Source organism: Barnesiella sp. ET7, assembly GCF_024733785.1.
Classification (GTDB): Bacteria; Bacteroidota; Bacteroidia; order Bacteroidales; family Barnesiellaceae; genus Barnesiella; species Barnesiella merdigallinarum.
In genome coordinates this window covers 84,630-103,762 of sequence record NZ_JANRHM010000001.1, presented here as the reverse complement: position 1 = coordinate 103,762, position 19,133 = coordinate 84,630, and the positions used below count along the sequence as shown (strand labels likewise).

10 protein-coding genes are annotated in these 19,133 nt (G+C 57.4%); 6 read left to right on the top strand and 4 right to left on the bottom strand.

What is annotated here, in order from left to right; translation table 11 throughout:
- The first annotated feature begins 114 nt into the window (after positions 1–114).
- Positions 115–858: a WG repeat-containing protein gene (locus tag NW211_RS00315; RefSeq protein WP_158096841.1), complete on the top strand. Its 744-nt coding sequence runs from the start codon at positions 115–117 to the stop codon at positions 856–858.
- 215 nt (positions 859–1,073) lie between these two features.
- Here NW211_RS00315 and NW211_RS00310 read toward each other — a convergent pair whose 3' ends face one another.
- Positions 1,074–2,639, bottom strand: coding sequence for a fibronectin type III domain-containing protein (locus NW211_RS00310; protein ID WP_258326469.1), 1,566 nt, complete (start codon positions 2,637–2,639; stop codon positions 1,074–1,076).
- Between the two features lie 195 nt (positions 2,640–2,834).
- Here NW211_RS00310 and NW211_RS00305 point away from each other — a divergent pair, with 195 nt between their 5' ends.
- The 3 genes from NW211_RS00305 to NW211_RS00295 are packed head-to-tail and all read left to right on the top strand — an operon-like array spanning position 2,835 to position 6,160.
- On the top strand, positions 2,835–3,335 hold the full coding sequence (locus NW211_RS00305) for a hypothetical protein (RefSeq protein WP_087408111.1): 501 nt from the start codon (positions 2,835–2,837) through the stop codon (positions 3,333–3,335).
- A gap of 14 nt (positions 3,336–3,349) precedes the next feature.
- The gene (locus NW211_RS00300; RefSeq protein ID WP_087408110.1) at positions 3,350–3,847 is read left to right on the top strand and encodes a hypothetical protein; all 498 of its coding nucleotides are present in this window, start codon (positions 3,350–3,352) and stop codon (positions 3,845–3,847) included.
- An 18-nt stretch (positions 3,848–3,865) separates the two neighbouring features.
- On the top strand, positions 3,866–6,160 hold the full coding sequence (locus NW211_RS00295) for a hypothetical protein (RefSeq protein WP_258326467.1): 2,295 nt from the start codon (positions 3,866–3,868) through the stop codon (positions 6,158–6,160).
- Positions 6,161–6,254: 94 nt separating this feature from the next.
- Here the strand turns inward: NW211_RS00295 and miaA are convergent, their stop codons facing one another.
- From miaA to NW211_RS00280, 3 genes are read right to left on the bottom strand one after another with little or no spacing between them, the layout of a single operon-like run.
- Positions 6,255–7,172: a tRNA (adenosine(37)-N6)-dimethylallyltransferase MiaA gene (miaA, locus tag NW211_RS00290; RefSeq protein WP_258326465.1), complete on the bottom strand. Its 918-nt coding sequence runs from the start codon at positions 7,170–7,172 to the stop codon at positions 6,255–6,257.
- Positions 7,165–8,466, bottom strand: a complete 1,302-nt coding sequence (locus tag NW211_RS00285; RefSeq protein WP_258326462.1) for a hypothetical protein — start codon at positions 8,464–8,466, stop codon at positions 7,165–7,167. The genes miaA and NW211_RS00285 overlap by 8 nt, the downstream gene beginning before the upstream one ends.
- An 18-nt stretch (positions 8,467–8,484) precedes the next feature.
- Entirely contained in the window at positions 8,485–10,665 is a 2,181-nt protein-coding gene (locus NW211_RS00280; RefSeq protein WP_258326461.1) for a S9 family peptidase, read from the bottom strand.
- A 368-nt stretch (positions 10,666–11,033) separates the two neighbouring features.
- Here NW211_RS00280 and ruvA point away from each other — a divergent pair, with 368 nt between their 5' ends.
- Both ruvA and sprA read left to right on the top strand, forming a co-directional pair.
- A complete protein-coding gene (gene ruvA, locus NW211_RS00275) occupies positions 11,034–11,615 on the top strand; it encodes a Holliday junction branch migration protein RuvA (protein WP_258326460.1) in 582 nt (193 codons plus the stop codon).
- A gap of 60 nt (positions 11,616–11,675) precedes the next feature.
- Positions 11,676–19,115, top strand: a complete 7,440-nt coding sequence (gene sprA, locus NW211_RS00270) for a cell surface protein SprA (protein ID WP_258326459.1) — start codon at positions 11,676–11,678, stop codon at positions 19,113–19,115.
- The last annotated feature ends 18 nt before the right edge of the window (positions 19,116–19,133 follow it).

Sequence of the window (19,133 nt, the reverse complement as noted above, 5' to 3'; positions counted from 1 at the left end):
TTCAAAACAATAGGTACATGCGCTTCTGAGACAAATATTTTTCGGGATATTTCTTGGAATTGTCAATTAAAAAAAATATATTTGTTGACGTTTCCTTTTTATTCTTACCGACTTATGAAAAGCAGTTCGAAGTTTAACTCGTTGGGAGGGTTCCCCGATTTGGAGTCGTTCAAGGACGAATCGGGGAAATATGGCTACCGGGAGAAGCACTCCGGTAAGGTATTTATTGCTCCTCAATTCGACGCCGCCCACTCGTTTCACGAGGGGGTTGCCGTGGCGATGATCGACCACAAGTATGGGTTCATCGATCGGCACGGGCTGGCAGTAGTCAAGTTCGACTACGATTGGGCTCACTCTTTTCATAACGGTCTGGCCCTGGTAGAGCGAAACGGCCGATACGGGTACATCAACCAGGAGGGTAAGGAGATAGTCCCTATCGTATATGAGCATATTGCCGATTTTCACGAAGGCCTCGCCCCGGTGAAGCTGCACGACAAATGGGGCTTTATCGACCCCTCGGGCAAGGTGGTGATTCCGCCGCGCTTCGACGACTCGTGGTGTTTCAACGAATCGCTGGCTGCCGTGCGGATGGACGAGAAGTGGGGCTTCATCGACAAGACGGGCCACCTGCTCATACCGCTGCAATACGATTTTGCCTGGAACTTCAAGGAGGATGTCGCCGCCGTGAAACAAAACGGGAAATGGGGCTACATCGACAAGGCCGGGCAGGAGTTTCTGCCCTTCCTCTACGACGAGGCCGACTCCTTCTCCAAAGGGCTCGCCGAGGTGAAACTCGATACGCTGTGGGGTGTCATCGACAAGACGGGTACCTGGCAGAGAAACGAAGAGTGCATCTGAAAACACGCAACGAACCATATCACTATTTATACGGATAAAAGAGCCAGTCTCGCCTCCTGTGAGGTGAGACTGGCTCTTTTTTTGACTCTGCTGTTGCCTGGCTTAGACTGGGGCGGGCGAGTCGTCCGTACGGCGATAAACGGTTGAAAAAAGAGGGGCGACTCAACGAATTGAGCCGCCCCCGCTTTTATATAGGTTGAACTATATGTGGATTGTTACCGAACCACCTTGATGGCATGGTTACCCACTTTTACAATGTAGAGTCCCGCACCGGGCAGGTCGTAGACGCCCTCCGATTCACCTGCGGGAACCGACAGAAGCAGGGCTCCCTTGACGTCGTAGAGGTTGACCGGCTCGTTGTCGGGGTTGACAACGTGCAGCTTGCCTTCGCTCACGTAGGCCTTGACACCGTCGAACTTCTCGCTGGTTACCGACGAGGGGAGGAGGTCGATGAATTGCAGGTCGGAGTATCCGCTCTGGTATACAAAGGTTCCGTCGCCCAGGTAGGCCGAAGATACGTTATAGGCATAACGCTCGCCGGGGAAGTTGTCGAGGTTGGTGAAGTCCATGTGGGTCTCTTCGGTGAAGAGCGATTGCAAGGGGAGCATCACCTTCTGGTCCTTGTTCATGCTCATCTCTACCTTCAGGTTGTCGAGCATGATGATACCGTTGTCTTCGGTGAAGATGATGAGGTAGCTGTCGGGTTGTCCGCCCGTGAGCGTAATGGTCTCGTGCTTCAAGGTGCCTTTGGGAACCAGGAAGGTTTGCGGCGTACCCTCGATGTTGATGCTATTGTCTTCGACTACCGTGGCAAAGGCAACGATGGCAAATACATCGGTAGTCGACGAGGCGTGGATGCTCAACCAGTCGACGTCGATCGTTACGGTACCGTCGCCCAGCGAGAAGTCGAGTTTCGGCGAAATCATGTAGCCCATGTCGAAGAAGTCGGGATACATGTTGTCGATACCCAGGGCACCGTTGGCAAAGGCGGTTACACTGATGTACCAGTCGGCCATGCCGGCAAATTCGTCGAAGTAGTAGGGGCTGAACGATTCGAAGGGATCGGTGATGGTCATGTCGCCCCACGGTTCGTAGCTGGGCGGGCAAACGGCATCGGCAAAGTCGGTGTCGATAATCGACAGCTTTTCGTCGGCCAGAGCCGTATGCTCCTTATACAGGAAGGGGATGTAGCCTTGCGAATAGGGAACCTCTTCCCAGTTGGCGGTGAAGCTGTTCGAGGTGATGTTGGTAGGCTCGAGCGGCAGGGGAGCGGTGAGTTGCGGAACGGCCGGCATGGCATATCCCGACTCTGCCGATACGCCGGCACCCTTCGATTGTACAATGTAGTAGTAGGTGAGCGAGGGGTCGCAGCCGGTTACCGTCATGCAGGTGTCGGTCGTCTCTTCCTGGCGCAGCAGATAATTCGGCTCCATCGTGTAGTTGTCGACCACCAGATTATAGACGCTTACCAGGTAGGAGGTAGCACCCTCGACCGGACGCCAGCGGGCCTTGAACGAGTCGCCGGTATACTCGACACACGACATGAGGTCGGGCGAAACGAGCTCGGACAAGATGGCATACTCTTCGGAGTAGGGCGAAAGCTGGGCGGCGTTCTTGCCGCGAACGGTGAAGAAGTAGGTGGTCTCAACCTCCAGACCCGAAACCTGAAGGCTCGTGGTCGTAGTCTCTTCATCTTTCAGTTTGTAGACTTTTTGGTTGTTCTCATCCTTGTAATAGAGGTCTACGAGATACGAGGTGGCGCCATCCAGAAGTCTTGTCACAAAAATAAGAAAAGAGTTTATTCCTAAATTAAACCTATGGTAAAAAATGGAACCGTTATGACTTTTTTGCTATCGTAATGACAGACCGGGTTGCAGCCGGTATGCCGCGCATTTTTCAATCGTGCCACGATTATCGCCGCAGGGCGACAGATATTTGCGGCAGATATTACCAACCCATAAACAAACAAGCAGGAGATGATTTACAATGTACTTTCTACCGCCATTCCTCTGTTGGGCAGTCTCTTTGCCACGCAAAAGGGGAAACAGCAGGCCAACCAGGCCCTGCAGGCACAGCAACAGCAGTATGAGCAGGAGTTGTCGCAACTGGACAACCTCTTCAACCGCACCTATTACAGCAACATGCTCGACCGGTCGGACGTGAGGGGGCTGCTCAGCGATATGCGCGAGCAGATGGCTACCTCGACCCAGGCTCTGAAAAACAAGGCCAGTGTCACCGGGGCTACTCCCGAGTCGATTACGGCTGCCCAGAAGGCTCAAAACCAGGCCTACGGCAAGGCGGTGAGCCAGGTGGCCAGCTATGCGACCGGCTGGAAGGAGAATGCACTCAAGAATTACCTCTCGGCCCGTACGGCTCTGGAGGAGTATTACCGACCGGTGAAGTCGAACTACATGGGCAATATCCTCGGCAGTTCCTTCTCGTCGACTTTCAACACGCTGAAGAATTTGTTTAACTAAAAATCCATTTTACAATGAGCAATCGCATAACTGCCAACGGGGAGTCGGCTCCCCAATCGCCCCAGCTCGCCGACTATATGGGCGGGGGGAAGTGTTTCCTGGAGTCGTGCCGGGCTTACCTCGACGACCTGCACCGCGAGGACGACCCCGACGACCGTCGCGGGGAGGCCCGCCGCGAGCTTGCGGCCCTGCGCGAAGTGCTGGAGCTGCTGCGGCAACCCGACCGCGACATCGACTCGGGTATCGCCGCCATCTGGCTTCCCCGCTCGTTCGACGAGAAAGAGCGTCGATACCGCAACTTCCGGCTGTGGTCGGACTTCGCGTCGGGGCAATACCGGCCCGAGTCGCGCTGTCCCGCCCTGAGCGAGAAGGCGCTGCTGAAGGCGTTGCAGGCGGGGCACAACGATTTCGAGTGCAAACACCACCTTTTCAACCTGCTGGTATCGGCCGGCTTCCCCCGCAAACTGGCCTGCCTGCTGGCCAAGTATCTGGGCCATCGAGTTACAAACTAATTTTATCTGTCGAAGAGTATGAACAAGTTACAAAGCATGCCCTCTGTCGAGGGTAACGGGATATATGGCTGGGACCTTATCAATCCCTATCTGCAAGAGTTGTATCGGAATCAGGAGGAGGGGGCCGACGGCGACCTGCCGGCCTATATGGTTCCGTTGCCGGGCGAGAACCTCCCGGCGGGCGCGGGTGCCGTGCCGTCGCACCAGGTGACCGTCCCGCTTCAGCCCGATTTCCCTGTCAATCCCGACCTCAAGGTCGAGGAGCCGCGCAAGCTGCAGTCGCTCACCGAAGGGTTGAACCTGGCGGGGAAACGCATCTGGAACGACCTGAAATATTCCAAAGGGTATATTCAGGACCTTTTCTCCGACGACAAGAGCGATGCCGCCAAAAGCGCGCTGGAGCACCTGCCCGAGTATGCGGGCAGCACGCCGGAGCAGTTGCAGCAGAAGGCCGATTCGCTGGGCCGTGAGCCCGAGCAGAAACCCGTCGACCGCCCCCGCATCGAGCTGGAGGGGCTCGAGGAGTATCGCCGTTTGCAGGGCGAAGGGCTGCCGCAGGGCGAGATTGCCCGCCAACTCTCCGAGACGGCCCGGTGGGGCAACGAAGGGCGGCGCATCATGGAGGAGGCTCGCGCCACCGAAAACGCCTTTCCCGAGACCGAGGGGGCGGCCGTGGCCGGCGAAATCCTCTCCGATGTGGCCCGCATGGGTATCCCCGTGGCGCTGGGGGCTATCTCGGCGCCGGTGGGTGTGGCTGCCGGGGTGGCCAGCGTGGGGTCGTCGGTGGCCGAGAGCCATGCCCAGGCGCAAATGGAGCTCGACAACTACGAGGAGGAGACGGGCGAACCGCTCTCGGCCGGACAGCGGGCGGCCTATACCGCCATCAGCATGGGGGCCGATTTCCTCTTCGATGCCCTGCTCCAGAGCCGCTACCTCGGCAACCTCTCGAGGGGCGTCAAGCGGCGGGCTTCGCAATATTTCAAGGATGAGCTGCTCAAGAACAAGGAGGCGCGGCGCGAGGCGACCAAGCTGATGAACAGTCTGCACTATACCGATTTTGCCCGCACTACGCTCGGGGTAGTCAAGGATGCGGGGGTCGGTGCCGTTTCCGAGGGGGCCAACTCGGCCATCCACGACGTGGGTCGTATGGTCTATGTCAATCCCGAAGATTATCCCACCCTCAGCTCCATTTTGCAGAATGCCGCCGTTGGTATGGCGGCGGGGGCTACGGTCGGGAGCGTGGCCGGAGGCTTGGGCCGGGTGGTCAACCGCCGGCGCAGTGTGGCCCTGCGCGACCGGCAGGAGATTATCGGTACCCTCGAGTACGATGGTTTTACGACCGATGTTGTCGACTACGACCCCGAGACCCGCACCGCTACCGTGATGCACCCGCAGTACGAAAAGCCGGTGAAGGTCCCCGATGTCGACATCGACATGATGCGCCCCATCTCCACGGGCGAACTGAAACAACGTGCCCGGGAGGCGCGGGCGCTGCACGAACCCGACCCGCTGGAGACGGTGTTGCGCGACCCGGCCAAAGATCAGGCTTGGCGCGAGATGTCTACCCGCGGGAAATACCACCTTACCAAAGATTTGGCCGACCGCATGGGGCTCGACAATGTCTATATCTATGAGCATGAGTCGGATATACCAAAGTCTGTTCTTAATGATAAAAGACATATTGGTTTAATAGGAGGGTTTTATCTAAATGAAGGGAGTATAGGTATTGTTCTTGATAATATTCCCTCCTATGAAATTTTGCAACATGTTCTGTTGCACGAGGCGGTAGGTCATCGGGGGCTTGATGCTCTCTTTGGCAACTCCTATTTCAAAGATGAGTTTTTGATGAAAGTTTATCGGGCTATGCCCGTTGATTGGAAATTAAGCGGAAATTCTTGGCAAGGTCGTTTGTATGATGCAGAAGAATTTTTGGCGGATATGGCCGGCTCGGGTATCCACACCTCTATGGGGCAGGAGTTATGGGGTGATTTAAGAAATATGCTTCGGATTTTCTGGCCGGGCATGAGATTCTCAGATGGAGAAATTGCTAATATGATTAGACTTTCGCGCCGAGCCTTGCAAGAAGATGGCTCTATTTCAGCCTGGAATCGGGAGGTGCGGCGACAACTGAGTGAGACGGAGTATAACAATCAGATGGGTATTCCCCTGACCGAGATGGAGCGGGAGCCTTACCGCCTGTTGTGGGAGGAGGACCCCCAGTGGCAGCGCTACAAACGCTTCTACGACGAGGTCTATGGCGAGCCGCAAAAGCAGTCCAACACGAGTGAACCCAACCCACCGAAAGGTAACTAACCTCAGAAAATATGGCGAGGGCTGTGCCGGAACTGGCACGGCCCTCGGTTTGTATATCGGTCAAGTTGCGCCCAAATATCCAACAGACCGCGTCTTATCGGCGGGCTATCTCGGTCTCGATGCGGGCCAGCTTCTCCTCCATCGGGAGGAAGGCATCGAGCCAGAAGATGTGGAATCCCCGCCGCTCCATGCCGCGAAACCAGGTCATCTGCCGCTTGGCAAACTGATGTATGGCAATCTCGAGGAGCGAGACCATCTGGTCGTAGGTGGTGCGTCCGATGAGGTACTCGGTGATGTATTTATACTCCAGCCCGTAGTAGATGAGGGCCTCGGGGTCGATGCCCCGGTCGAGCAGCCCCTGCACCTCGGCCACCATGCCGGCCTCGAGGCGGTCGTGCAGTCGCCGGGTGATGCGGGCCCGCCGGCTCTCCCGGTCGATGTTTACCCCCACGATGAGGGCGTGCTCCACCGGGTGGGGAACCAGTTGCGAAGGCTCCTGACGCGAGTAGTACTCGGCTATCTCGATGGCCCGTATCGCCCGCTTGCAGGTGTCGGTATCGGTCTGGTTGTGCAGTGTCTTGTACGTCTTGAGTATTGCCTCGAGCTCGGGCAGCGACTTGTCGGCGAGCGACCGGCGCAGCTCGGGGTTTTCGGGGACCGGGGGGAGGGAGTAGCCCTTGAGCACCGCCTCTATGTAGAGGCCGGTCCCCCCGCAGAGGATGGGTGTTTTGCCCCGCGCCACAATCTCGTCGTAGGCCCGATGATAGTCGCGGATGTACTCAAAGAGATTGTATTTGTAGCCCGGGGGGCAGATGTCTATCAGGTGGTAGGGGATGGTCTTGCCCCCCACGGTATACTCCGCCAGGTCTTTGCCCGTGCCTATATCCATCGAGCGGTATATCTGGCGCGAGTCGGCACTGATGATTTCAGTATCGAGGCGGGCCGCCAGGGCGACGGCCAGCGAGGTTTTGCCCGAAGCGGTGGGGCCCAGTATGGTTATCAAGTCAAGCATCGCAGCAGGTTGAAGAGTGACGTTTTCGTAACAGTTTTTGGAACCAGAGGTCGATGCGCCCCAGCAGCTGGTCTTCGTTGTGGCGGCTCACGTAGAGCCAGGTGGGGTCGTCGAACTCGATATTCAGTTCTTGCAGGTGGCGCAGCGTAAAGGCCGGTTTGTAGCCCCGGATAGGGTATCGCCGTTCGCCGTTCATGCGGTAGGTGCGGGCGGCATTGACCACCGTGCAGAGGCGGGCGTAGCACTCCCGGAAGAGGGGATGGAGCCGGTGTTCCCGATTGAGCCGGGCAATCTCTTCGACCGTATACCAGCGGCCGGAGTAGCGATTCATTTGGGGTGTATCGTTATTCGAAAGGAATAAAAGATAGACTCCTGTTCTTCGTAATTTGTTTTCAGAAACAGTTGAACTTAAATGTTTCAAATTGGGCGATTCGATTTGTAGTTCTTCCTGGATAATCTGGCAGGCTCTCAGTTTCTCTTCCTTTGGGTCTAAGCAATAGTCTGAATAAGTATGTTGCAACGGAATATCCAGCCCGGAACCATTATACCATATTGATTCATCCTTTGGACGTTCTATCAGAAAAATTTTTTCATGACCAATAATCATAATTCGGATGATACTAAAGAATTGTTTGTCTCCTTTAGGCTCAACTGGTATTGCCAACTTCCCCCCTTTCCCTGACGGATGAATCGCCATTTCCAAGAGCCAGCGGCGAATGGTCTCGAAGAGGATAAGGGCCACGCACAGGGCAGCCGGAAAGAAGAGGTAGAAATAGCGGCCCAGCCGGCTCTGGGTATCGATGCCCCAGAGGAAGAGCGCCCACGCGACCGCCGCCACGATAAGGGCTCCGAAGAGGAGGATGCGAATGATGTTGTAGGCCTCGAGCCGGGTATAGTCGCCCAGCAGATTGCGCTCCCAGATGCCGCCCCGTTTGATGACGCACTGCTGGCAGAAAGGGGGCTGTATGTTGCGCTGCTCGAACAGGTAGGTGAGCAACGCCATGAAGGGAGCCTGGAAGAGGACCATCGGGACAAACGGGAGGTGAAGCAGCGCCAGGCCGAGCCACAGCACGCCGCTCACGGCCAGCGCCCAGCCGACTACCCAGCCAATCGTGCCGCACCCCTTGTAGAGTTTGCTGAGAAAAATCGAGACCACAATCCAGACCACCCCCACGGCCATCGAGGCGACTATCGTCGTCCGCGCTTCGAGCAGAGGCGTGAGCACCCACAGCACGACAGCCGGCAGGAGCTGCAGCGAGTAGATGTTGGTCCAGCTTATTTCACGATTCTTCATCACGGGGTAGGCAGGTGTTTATCGGTTCAGCTTGTCGTTGAAGAAGTTGCACACCCGCGTGAACAGGTGCAGCCGGGTGTTGCAGCCGCGGATATGGTGGTCTTTGTTGGTGTAGATCTGCGAATCGAACTGGATACCGGCCTCGACCAGGGCGGCCGAATATTGCAACGTATTGAGATAGTGTACGTTGTCGTCGGCTGTGCCCGAGACGATGAGCAGATTGCCCTTGAGGTTGGCGGCGTGAGTGATGGGGGCCGATTGGCGGTAGCCGTCGCCGTTCTCCTGCGGGGTGCGCATGAAACGCTCGGCGTAGATGGTGTCGTAGTAACGCCAGTCGGTCACGGGAGCGATGGCCACCCCGGCGCGGTAGATGCCCCCGCCGGTCGACATGGCCATGAGGGTTTCGTATCCGCCGTAGCTCCAGCCGTAGATGCCGATGCGGTTACCGTCGACATAGGGCAGGGTGCTCATGTAGCGCGCCCCGGCCACCTGGTCTTCGGTCTCGTATTTGCCCAGGTGCATGTAGACGGCCGTCTCGTAGGCCCGGCTGCGGCCGCCGGTACCCCGACCATCGACACAAGCCACGATGAATCCCTGGCTGGCCAGGTAATACTCCCAATCGACTTTCCAGTCGTCGAGTACCGATTGCGAACCGGGTCCGCTGTATTGCGACATCACTACCGGGTAACGCTTCGACGGGTCGAAGTCGAGCGGCTTGAGCATGTAGCCGTTCATCGGTTCGCCCGCCGCATTGGGGCAGGTGAAAAACTCCTTCACCGGTAGTTGGCTCTGGGCCGCAAAGGTCTTGAGAGCCGCATTGTCCTCGAGGGTGCGCAGCGTCTTGCCGCGGGCATCACACACCGTCACCACCAGCGGCTCGCTACTGCTGCTGTACCGGTTGATGAAATAGGTGCACGAGGGGTTGAACACGGCGGTGTTGGTGCCCTTCAGGGTCGAGAGCTTGGTTTCCACCCCCTTGGCATTTATCTTGTAGATGGCCTTGTAGAGCGGGCCCTCCTGATTCGATTCGTAGAAATAGGAGCCGCTGTTGGCGTCGTAGCCGAGGAAGCTCGTCACGTTCCACTCGCCGCGGGTAATCTGGCGGGCCAGCGTGCCGTTGTAGTTGTAGCGGTAGAGGTGCTGGTAGCCGCTGCGGCAACTGGCCAGGATGAAGAAGTCGGGGTAGAAGGCGAGGTTGTCGAGAATGGGCTCGTCGATCCAGGCCTTGTCGGTCTCGCGCAACAGCAGTTTCGACACGCCCGATTTGGGATTGACGGCGTAGATGTCCATCTCGTTCTGGGTGCGGTTGAGGGTGACCACCGCCAGCCGGTCGGGGTCGGGGGTGAACTGGATGCGGGGGATGTAGCTGTCGGCCGAAATCGGCAGCTTCATCTCCTTCAGGGCACGCGTGTCGACGGTGTAGGAGTAGACCGATACCCGCGAGTTGGTCTCGCCCGCTACCGGGTATTTGTAGGTGAAGCTGCCCGGGTAGAAGCGGTATTCGGGGTAGGCGGGGCAGTAGCCCTCGTAGAGTTGGAAGGCATACATGGGCACCTGGCTCTCGTCGAACTTGACGAAGGCCAGCGTCTCGTCGTTGGGCGACCATTGCAGGGTCGAAGTCATGGCAAACTCCTCCTCATAGACCCAGTCGGGCACACCGTTGATAATCTGGTTGCGCTTGCCGTCGCGGGTCACGGCCACCTCGGTGCCGTAGTCGAGTTTCTTGATATAGATGTTGTTGTCGCGCACGAAGGCCACCATGCGGCCGTTGGGCGAGTAGACGGCCACCTGTTGCTTGCCCCCCTCGGAGAGCGGCTTGAGCAGGTTGCGGCGTATCTCGAAGGTGTAGTAGGTAGCCTTGAACGAGCGGCGGTAGATGGGTTCGGAGTCGGCATAGATGAGCAGGTGCTTCTCGTCGGGGCTGAGCGAAAAGCCGTCGAAGCTCTTCAGGTTGCACTCGCGGGCCGTCTTCACGTCGAAAAGGGTGTCGACCTCGTGGCCGGTGCGGTACTCGCACTTGACAATGCGGGTGTTGCCGTTGGTGGCGGCGTAGTAGTGCACCCCGTCGGTCGAGGGGTAGGTCTCGGCCACATCGTGCGGACGGAATTTTTCGGACGTAATATCTTCCAGTGTAAAGGCCTGGGCCCGGAACGAAATCAGTGCGATGGCGCACATGAGGGTAAATGCTATTCTTTTCATTTCGAGAGTGATGATAGATTCGTAACTCCATGGAACGCCCGCAGCTCCTCCGGCAGAACTCCTGCCCGGGTGCCCGGCGGCCGCTCCGTTTATCTATACAAAAGTAGAAAAAATACCACAAAGACAACTATTTCTATATCGATAAACGTACAATCCGGCCAAATTATTTCGGCCACAGGCCGGTCGGCGGGGGTGCATCCCGTGCGATTTGGCGGGGCGATATTTCCCCGATTCCCGATAAATTGCTAAGTTTGCAATCCGATACGGGCGAGGGCCGCCGTGGCCGGCAAGCGGCAGGGGCCGATGCCGGGAGCATCCCGGTCGAGGTCCGGGTTATTGAATATGAATAATTTGAAAAAGAGAGGATTATGATCGAATATATTACCGGCGAGGTGGTAGAGGTGACTCCTGCCACGGCCGTAATCGAGTGCATGGGCATAGGCTATCTGCTCAATATTTCGTTGAACACCTATTCGGGTCTGGCCAAGGGGAAAACGGCGCGGCTCTATGTGTATGAGGCTATCCGCGAAGATGCCTACCAGCTCTACGGTTTCGGCGACCGTCACGAGCGGGAGCTGTTTGTGTCGCTCATCTCGGTTTCGGGGGTGGGGCCCAACACGGCGCGCATGATTCTGTCGTCGCTCAATCCGGCCGAACTGGAGCAGGCCATCGTCTCGGAGAATCTGAATTTGCTGAAATCGGTGAAGGGAATCGGGGCGAAAACGGCACAACGTGTAATTGTTGACTTGAAGGATAAAATAAAACCTACCGACAATCCGTTAGTAATAAGTACGCCCGCAGCCTCCGAGGTTTACGAGGAAGCCGTGGCGGCGTTGGTGATGCTTGGCTTTTCGCAGCCTCAATCGCAAAAGGCGGTGCAGAAACTGTTGCGCGAGACCCCTTCGATGAAGGTCGAGGCGGTCATCAAACAGGCTCTGAAAATGCTCTGATACCGACGCAGTGCCTTTTCTCTTTGAAAGGCGAGCGGGGATTATGTGCAGGAGTATCGAATGAGAAGACGGATAAGGATTGGAACGATAGTGGCTTTGGCTTTGAGCGGATTAGGTGTCTATTCCGCTTTTGCTGCCTTGCAGGTGGCCGAGCCGCAGAATACCGCGCGCAACGCCCAGGCGGCGCAGGCGGGGAGTGCCGATCGTCCGGCTTCCGACTCGATAGAGATGCGTTTCCCCGTGGCCAAAACGGTGCCCGAGTCGTACGACGAGATTGACAAGAAGGCCCCCGTAGACCTGGAGAACCCGTCGAACCTGAAGACCGAGGTGGAGTATGACCCCGAGACCAACTGCTATGTGATTCACACGCGGGTGGCCGGTGTCGATGTCACTACCCCCTTCATGCTCTCGGCCGACGAGTACAACGAGTACACGCTGCGCAAGTCGATGCAGCAGTATTACCGCGAACGCAATGCCCAGAATTTTGCCGAGAACAGCAAGTCGGAGTTCAACTTCCTCGACATGAACTTTTCGCTCGGGCCCCTCGAGAAGGTCTTCGGCCCCGGCGGCGTGCAGTTGACCACCCAGGGCTCTATCGAGCTGAATATGGGCTTGAAGTACAACAAGCTCGACAACCCGGCCTTGCCGATGAGTTCGCGTAAAAAGACCTACTTCGATTTCGACGAAAAGATACAGGCATCGGTCACCGCCAAGGTGGGCGACAAGATGTCGTTCAACATGAACTACAACACCGATGCGACCTTCGACTTCGACTCCAAGAACCTCAAGTTGCAATACGAGGGCAAGGAGGACGAAATCATCAAGAACATCGAGGCCGGTAACGTGAGCATGACTACCGGGTCGTCGCTCATACGAGGCAGCACGGCCCTCTTCGGTATCAAGACTACCATGCAGTTCGGCAAGCTCACCGCCACGGCCCTGATCTCGCAGCAGCAGTCCGAGTCGAAGACGGTCAACGCCAGCGGCGGTGCCCAGACTACCCCCTTCGAGATTCAGGCCGATGCCTACGACGAGAACCGCCACTTCTTCCTGGCCCACTTCTTCCGCGACAACTACGACAAGTTTGCCTCGAAGCTGCCCTACGTATCGTCGGGGGTGAGCATCAACCGCATCGAGGTGTGGATTACCAACAAGCAGGGCAGCTACGAAGAGTCGCGCAACATCGTGGGCTTCATGGATTTGGCCGAGAGTAACCGCATTGGTAACTCGCACTGGATTTCGACGACGGCCCAGCAGAACCCGATGAACAACTCCAACTCGCTCTACTCCGAAATCAAGAACGGTTACCCCGATGCCCGCAACATCAACCTGGTGACCCAGGCGCTGGAGCCCCTCTCGGCCTACGGAATCGAGGGCGGTCAGGATTACGTGAAGATCGAGAGTGCCCGCAAGCTCTCCTCGTCGGAGTATACGTTGAATGCGCAGTTGGGCTACATCTCGCTCAAGAGCAAGCTCAATGCCGACGAGATGCTGGCCGTGGCCTACGAGTATACCTACAACGGGCAGGTCTACCAGGTGGGCGAGTTTTCGGGCGATGTGACCGATACCGACCAGTGCCTCTACCTGAAGATGCTGAAGAGTTCGACCGTATCGACCGCGCTGCCCATCTGGGACCTGATGATGAAAAACGTCTATTCGTTAGGCGCCTATCAGGTGCAGAAAGACAAGTTCCGTCTCTATATCAAGTATATGAGCGACTCCACCGGCGTGGCCGTCAACAACATACCCGAGGGCAACATTGCCAACAAGACCCTCTTGCAGGTGATGAACCTCGACCGCCTGGATGCCAACGAAACCGAGTATTCCGACGGTATCTTCGACTACATCGAGGGCTATACCGTACAGTCGTCGAACGGCCGCATCATCTTCCCGGTCATCGAGCCCTTCGGCAGCCACCTGGCCGAGCAGATAGGCAACGCGGCCATTGCCGAGAAGTATGTCTATCAGGAGTTGTACGACTCGACCCTCACCGTGGCCCAGCAGGTTTCCGAGAAGAACAAGTTCATTATGACCGGTGAATACAAGGCCTCGTCGGGTGCCGAGATAAGCCTCAACGCCATGAACGTGCCGCGGGGGTCGGTGGTGGTGACCGCCGGCGGTATGACGCTGGTCGAGAACTCCGACTACATTGTCGACTATGCCATGGGTGTCGTTACCATCTTGAACCAGAGCATCATCGAGTCGGGTACCCCCATCAGCGTTTCGCTCGAGAACCAGTCGATGTTCAACATGCAGCGCAAGACCATGTTGGGCCTCGACCTCAACTACGCCTTTTCCAAAGACTTCAACATCGGGGCCACCATCATGCACCTGAGCGAAAAGCCCCTGACCGAGAAGGTGAGCATGGGCGACGAGGTGCTCAACAACACGCTGTGGGGTGTGAACCTGTCGTACAACACCAGTTTCCAGTGGCTCACCAACTGGATGAACAAGATTCCCACCGTCAACGCTACGGCGCCGTCGACTCTGGCCCTCACCGCCGAGTTTGCCCAGCTCATTCCCCACCAGTCCAAGACCGGCAGCTCGCAAGGCTCCTCCTATATCGACGACTTCGAGTCGACCCAGACGGGCCTCGACCTCAAGTCGCCCTACTCGTGGACGCTGGCTTCGACTCCCTACGATGCCGCCTCCGACGCGCTTTTCCCCGAAGCCCGCTACTCCAACGACGTGCGCTACGGGCAGAACCGCGCCTTGCTGTCGTGGTACTACATCGACCGCATGTTCACGCAGAAGACCTCGAGCCTCATACCCGCTCACCTGAAGAACGACCTGGACCAGCTCTCCAACCCCTACGTGCGCGAGGTGAGCGTGCGCGAGATTTTCCCCAACAAGGAGATCAACTACGGCGAATCCACGACGCAGCAGACACTCAACCTCTCGTACTATCCGCAGGAGCGGGGCCCCTACAACCTCGATGCCGACAACATCGACGAGCAGGGCCGGTTGCTCAATCCCGAAAAACGGTGGGGCGGTATCATGCGCAAAATGGACTATACCGACTTCGAATCGTCCAACATCGAGTATATCCAGTTCTGGCTCATGGACCCCTTCCTCGACGAGAACCAGACCAACCACAAGGGCGGAGAACTATACTTCAACCTGGGTGAGGTGTCGGAAGATATTCTGAAAGACGGTATGAAGTCGTTCGAAAACGGTCTGCCCATCGATGGCGACACCACCCAAATAGCCACTACGGCCTGGGGTAAGGTCTCCAAGCGGCAGTCGCTTACCTACGCCTTCGACAACACGAGCGGAACCCGCACCCTGCAGGATGTGGGTCTCGACGGTCTGACCAACGACGAGGAGTACAGCTTTTCGTCGTATAAGGATTATCTGGCCAAGCTCGAGGCCAAATTGTCGCCTGCCGTGGTTGAGGAGATGCGGCAAGACCAGTTCTCGCCCTTCAACGACCCCGCCGGCGATAACTATCACTTCTACCGCGGCCACGACTACGACGATGCCCAGACCTCGATTCTGGACCGTTACAAGCACTACAACGGTACCGAGGGCAACTCGCTCTCGACCGAGGATGTGGCCGACTCCTATTACCAGTCGTCCAAGAGTGTGCCCGATGTCGAGGACATCAACCAGGACAACACCCTCAACGAGTACGAACGCTACTACCAATACCGCATCTCGCTCTGTCCCGACAGCCTCGTGGTGGGCAAGAACTACATCACCGACAAGCGCGAGACCACCGTACCCCTCCGCAACGGACAGGAGGGCAAGGCCGTGTGGTACCAGTTCAAGGTGCCCCTCTCTCAACCGCAGAAGAAGGTGGGCTCTATTCAGGATTTCAAGACCATCCGCTTCATCCGTATGTTTATGACCGGTTTCGAGGTCGAGACCCACTTGCGCTTTGCCACCCTCGAGCTGGTGCGGGGCGAATGGCGTACCTACGACTACGCCGTAGACAAGGCCACCAACTCGCCGGCCCAGGGCAACCTGGACGTCTCGGTAGTCAATATCGAGGAGAATGCCGGGCAAGAGCCCGTCAACTATGTGTTGCCGCCGGGGGTAACCCGTATCATCGACCCGGGACAGTCGCAGATAACCCAGCTCAACGAGCAGGCCATGTCGTTGAAGGTGACCGACCTGCCTACCGGCGAGGGTCGTGCCGTCTACAAAAACAGCGGCATGGACATGCGTACCTACAAGCGGTTGCAGATGTTTGTCCACGCCGAGAAGCTCATCGACGACAACACCAACCTGCGCGATGGCGACGTGTCGGTATTCCTGCGGTTGGGTTCCGACAACAAATCGAACTATTACGAATACGAGATACCGCTCTCGCTCACCGAGCCCGGTACATACAGCACCTACAATACGCAGGACCAGGAGGCTGTCTGGCCCTCGTCCAACATGTTCGACTTTCCGCTTTCGGTCTTCACCGACCTGAAGCTGGAGCGGAATGCCAAGAAACGGCAAGAGAGTTCGGGCGTAACCTTCCAAACCCGCTATTCGATCTACGACCCCGACAAGGCGCAAAACAAGGTGACCATCGTGGGCAACCCCTCGTTGAGCGACGTGCGCACCATGATGATTGGTGTGCGCAACAACTCCAACGCCACCAAGTCGATTACCATCTGGGTGAACGAAATGCGCCTGACCGACTTCGACCAGTCGGGCGGCTGGGCGGCCAAGGCCAACATGAACCTGGGACTGTCCGATATTGCCACGCTCAATATTGCCGGCCATGTAGAGACGGCCGGTTTCGGCGGCATAGACCAGAGCCTCACCGAGCGGCGTCTCGACGATTACTACCAGTACAACATCGCCACGATGGTCGAGTTGGGCCGTTTCCTACCCGACAAGGTCAAGCTCAGAGCCCCCCTGTTCTACTCGCTCACCGAGCAGCGCACTTCGCCCAAGTACAACCCGCTCGACCAGGATATTCTTCTCAAGGATGCCTTGCGGAATGCCGGCAGCCAGCACGAGCGCGACTCCATAAACGACGCCTCTATCGAGCGCTCGACGGTCGAGAGCCTCAGCCTCTCGGGCGTGATGTTCGACATCCGCAGCAAGAACCCCATGCCCTACGACCCGGGTAACTTCTCGATCAGCTACTCCTATAACCGGCAGTCCAACCAGGACCCCACGACCGAGTTCGAGAATACCTACGACTACCGGGGCAGCTTCACCTACTCCTACACGCCGTTTGTGAAACCGTGGGTTCCCTTCAAGGGGTTGAAGAGCAAGTCGAAGCACCTCAAGTTCCTGAAAGAGTGGGAACTCTACTACCTGCCCAGCAACATCGCGTTCAATACCAACATGTCGCGCTACTACTACGAGCAGCAGATTCGCGACGTGAACGGTTCGGGCGGTATGGCCCTACCCATCAGCGTGAGCAAGAACTTCCTGTGGGACCGCCAGTTCTCGCTGTCGTGGAATCTCACCAAGTCGCTCAACTTCTCGCTGCAGACCATGACCAACGCTCATATCGAGGAGCCTGTGGGGGCCGTCAACAAAGAGCTTTTCCCCGACGAGTACAGGGCCTGGAAAGATACCGTGATGACCAGCATCAAGAACCTGGGTACGCCCTGGAACTACAACCAGACTTTCAACGCCTCGTATACCGCGCCGTTCAGCAAGATACCGGTCATCGACTACATGTCGTTCACGGCCAAGTACAACGCCACCTATACCTGGGACCGCGGAGCTCAGGTATCGAGCGACATCGATCTGGGCAACACCATCAGCAACCAGGGACAGCTCAGCCTCGATGGCCGCTTCAACTTCGAGCAGCTCTACAACAAGTCGAAATATCTGCAGAAGATCAACCGCCGTTTCTCGTCGAGCAATCGGGGACAGTCGGTTAAGAGGAAGGAGCGCAAGTTCGAGCGCACCATTCTGCTGCGCGAAGACACCACGGTGACCTTGCGGCACAACCTCAACAACAAGAAGGTGAAGGTGGTGGCCCGCGACGATGCCGGCAAGCGGGTGGCTCTGCGCACCAAGGTCATCGACGCCAACAGCGTGATGATTCTCGACAAGGGTACCCAGCGGCTGAATGTGGTGATTACTCCCGGCAAGGAGAAACCCAACTTCTGGAAGGAGGCGGCCGAGTATTCGTTGCGGGGGCTGATGATGGTGCGTAACGCCAGCGTGCGCTACCGCAAGACCAACACCACCTCGCTGCCCCTCTTCTCGCCCAACATCGGCGACATATTCGGGCAGTCGAACTCCTACGGTCCCATGTCGCCCGGTCTTGACTTTGCCTTCGGGTTCACCGACGAGAACTATGTCTACCGGGCCAAGGAGCGCGGCTGGCTGCTGTGCGACTCTACCCAGATAAGCCCCGCCGTAATCGGTCGTACCGAAGAGTTCAACATCGAGATTGCCCTCGAGCCGATACGGGGGTTGAAAATCAACCTCACGGGCAACCGCACCGACACGCGCAGCTCGCAGATGCAGTTCATGTATGCCGACATGCCTACCACCCGGGGCGGAAGCTATACCAAGACCCACATCGCCCTGAAGACCGCCTTCCGCAGCAGCTCGTCGAAAGACGGCTATGCGTCGCAAGCCTTCAACGACTTCCTGCGCAACCGCGAGATTATCGCTTCGCGTCTCGAGGCCCGCTATGCCCAGGGCAACTATCCCAACCGGGGATTTATCGCTTCGACTGGCCTGGCCGGGCAGCCCTACGATGCTGCCAACGGCGGGGTGAACCGCAGTTCGGCCGACGTGATGATACCCGCCTTCCTGGCCGCCTATTCGGGTATGGATGCCAACAAGGTAGGGCTCTCGCCCTTCCCCGACATTACGGCCATTCTGCCCAACTGGCGCATCACCTACGACGGCCTCATGCAGGTGCCTCTGATCAAGAAGTATTTCAAGGCCTTCACCCTGTCGCACACCTACCAGTGTACCTATTCGGTGGGCTCCTACTCGTCGTACCTCAACTGGGTGGAGTCGGACGGCGATTTCGGTTTCATCCGCGACGAACTCTCGGGCAACCCCATACCCTCGTCGCCCTTCGACATCTCGTCGGTGATGATTACCGAGCGTTTCGCCCCCCTTATCGGTCTCTCGGTCACGCTGAAGAACAACATTACCGGCAATATCAAGTTCAACGACTCCCGTACCCTCACCCTCAACTCGGCCGCCGGCCAGATTGTAGAGGCCACGACTACCGATTTCACTATCGGGGCCGGGTACAAGATTGCCAACTTCAACACCATCCTGAAGCTGCGGGGCTCGCAAACGGGTGTCAGCAACGACCTCACCATCAACGCCGATTTCTCGTTCCGCAAGAATCAGTCGCTCATCCGCCGCATCGAGCAGAACTTTACCCAGGCCACCAGCGGCACCCGCACCACCATGATCGAGCTCACGGCTAATTACGTGCTGAGCAAGCGCATCACGGTGGGAGCCTACTTCGACCACCAGATCAACACCCCGCTGGTATCCTCGTCGTCCTACCCGATAACCAACAGCAACTACGGTATCTCGGTGCGCCTCTCGCTGGTGAAATAGTCTGCATCAGGAGCCGGA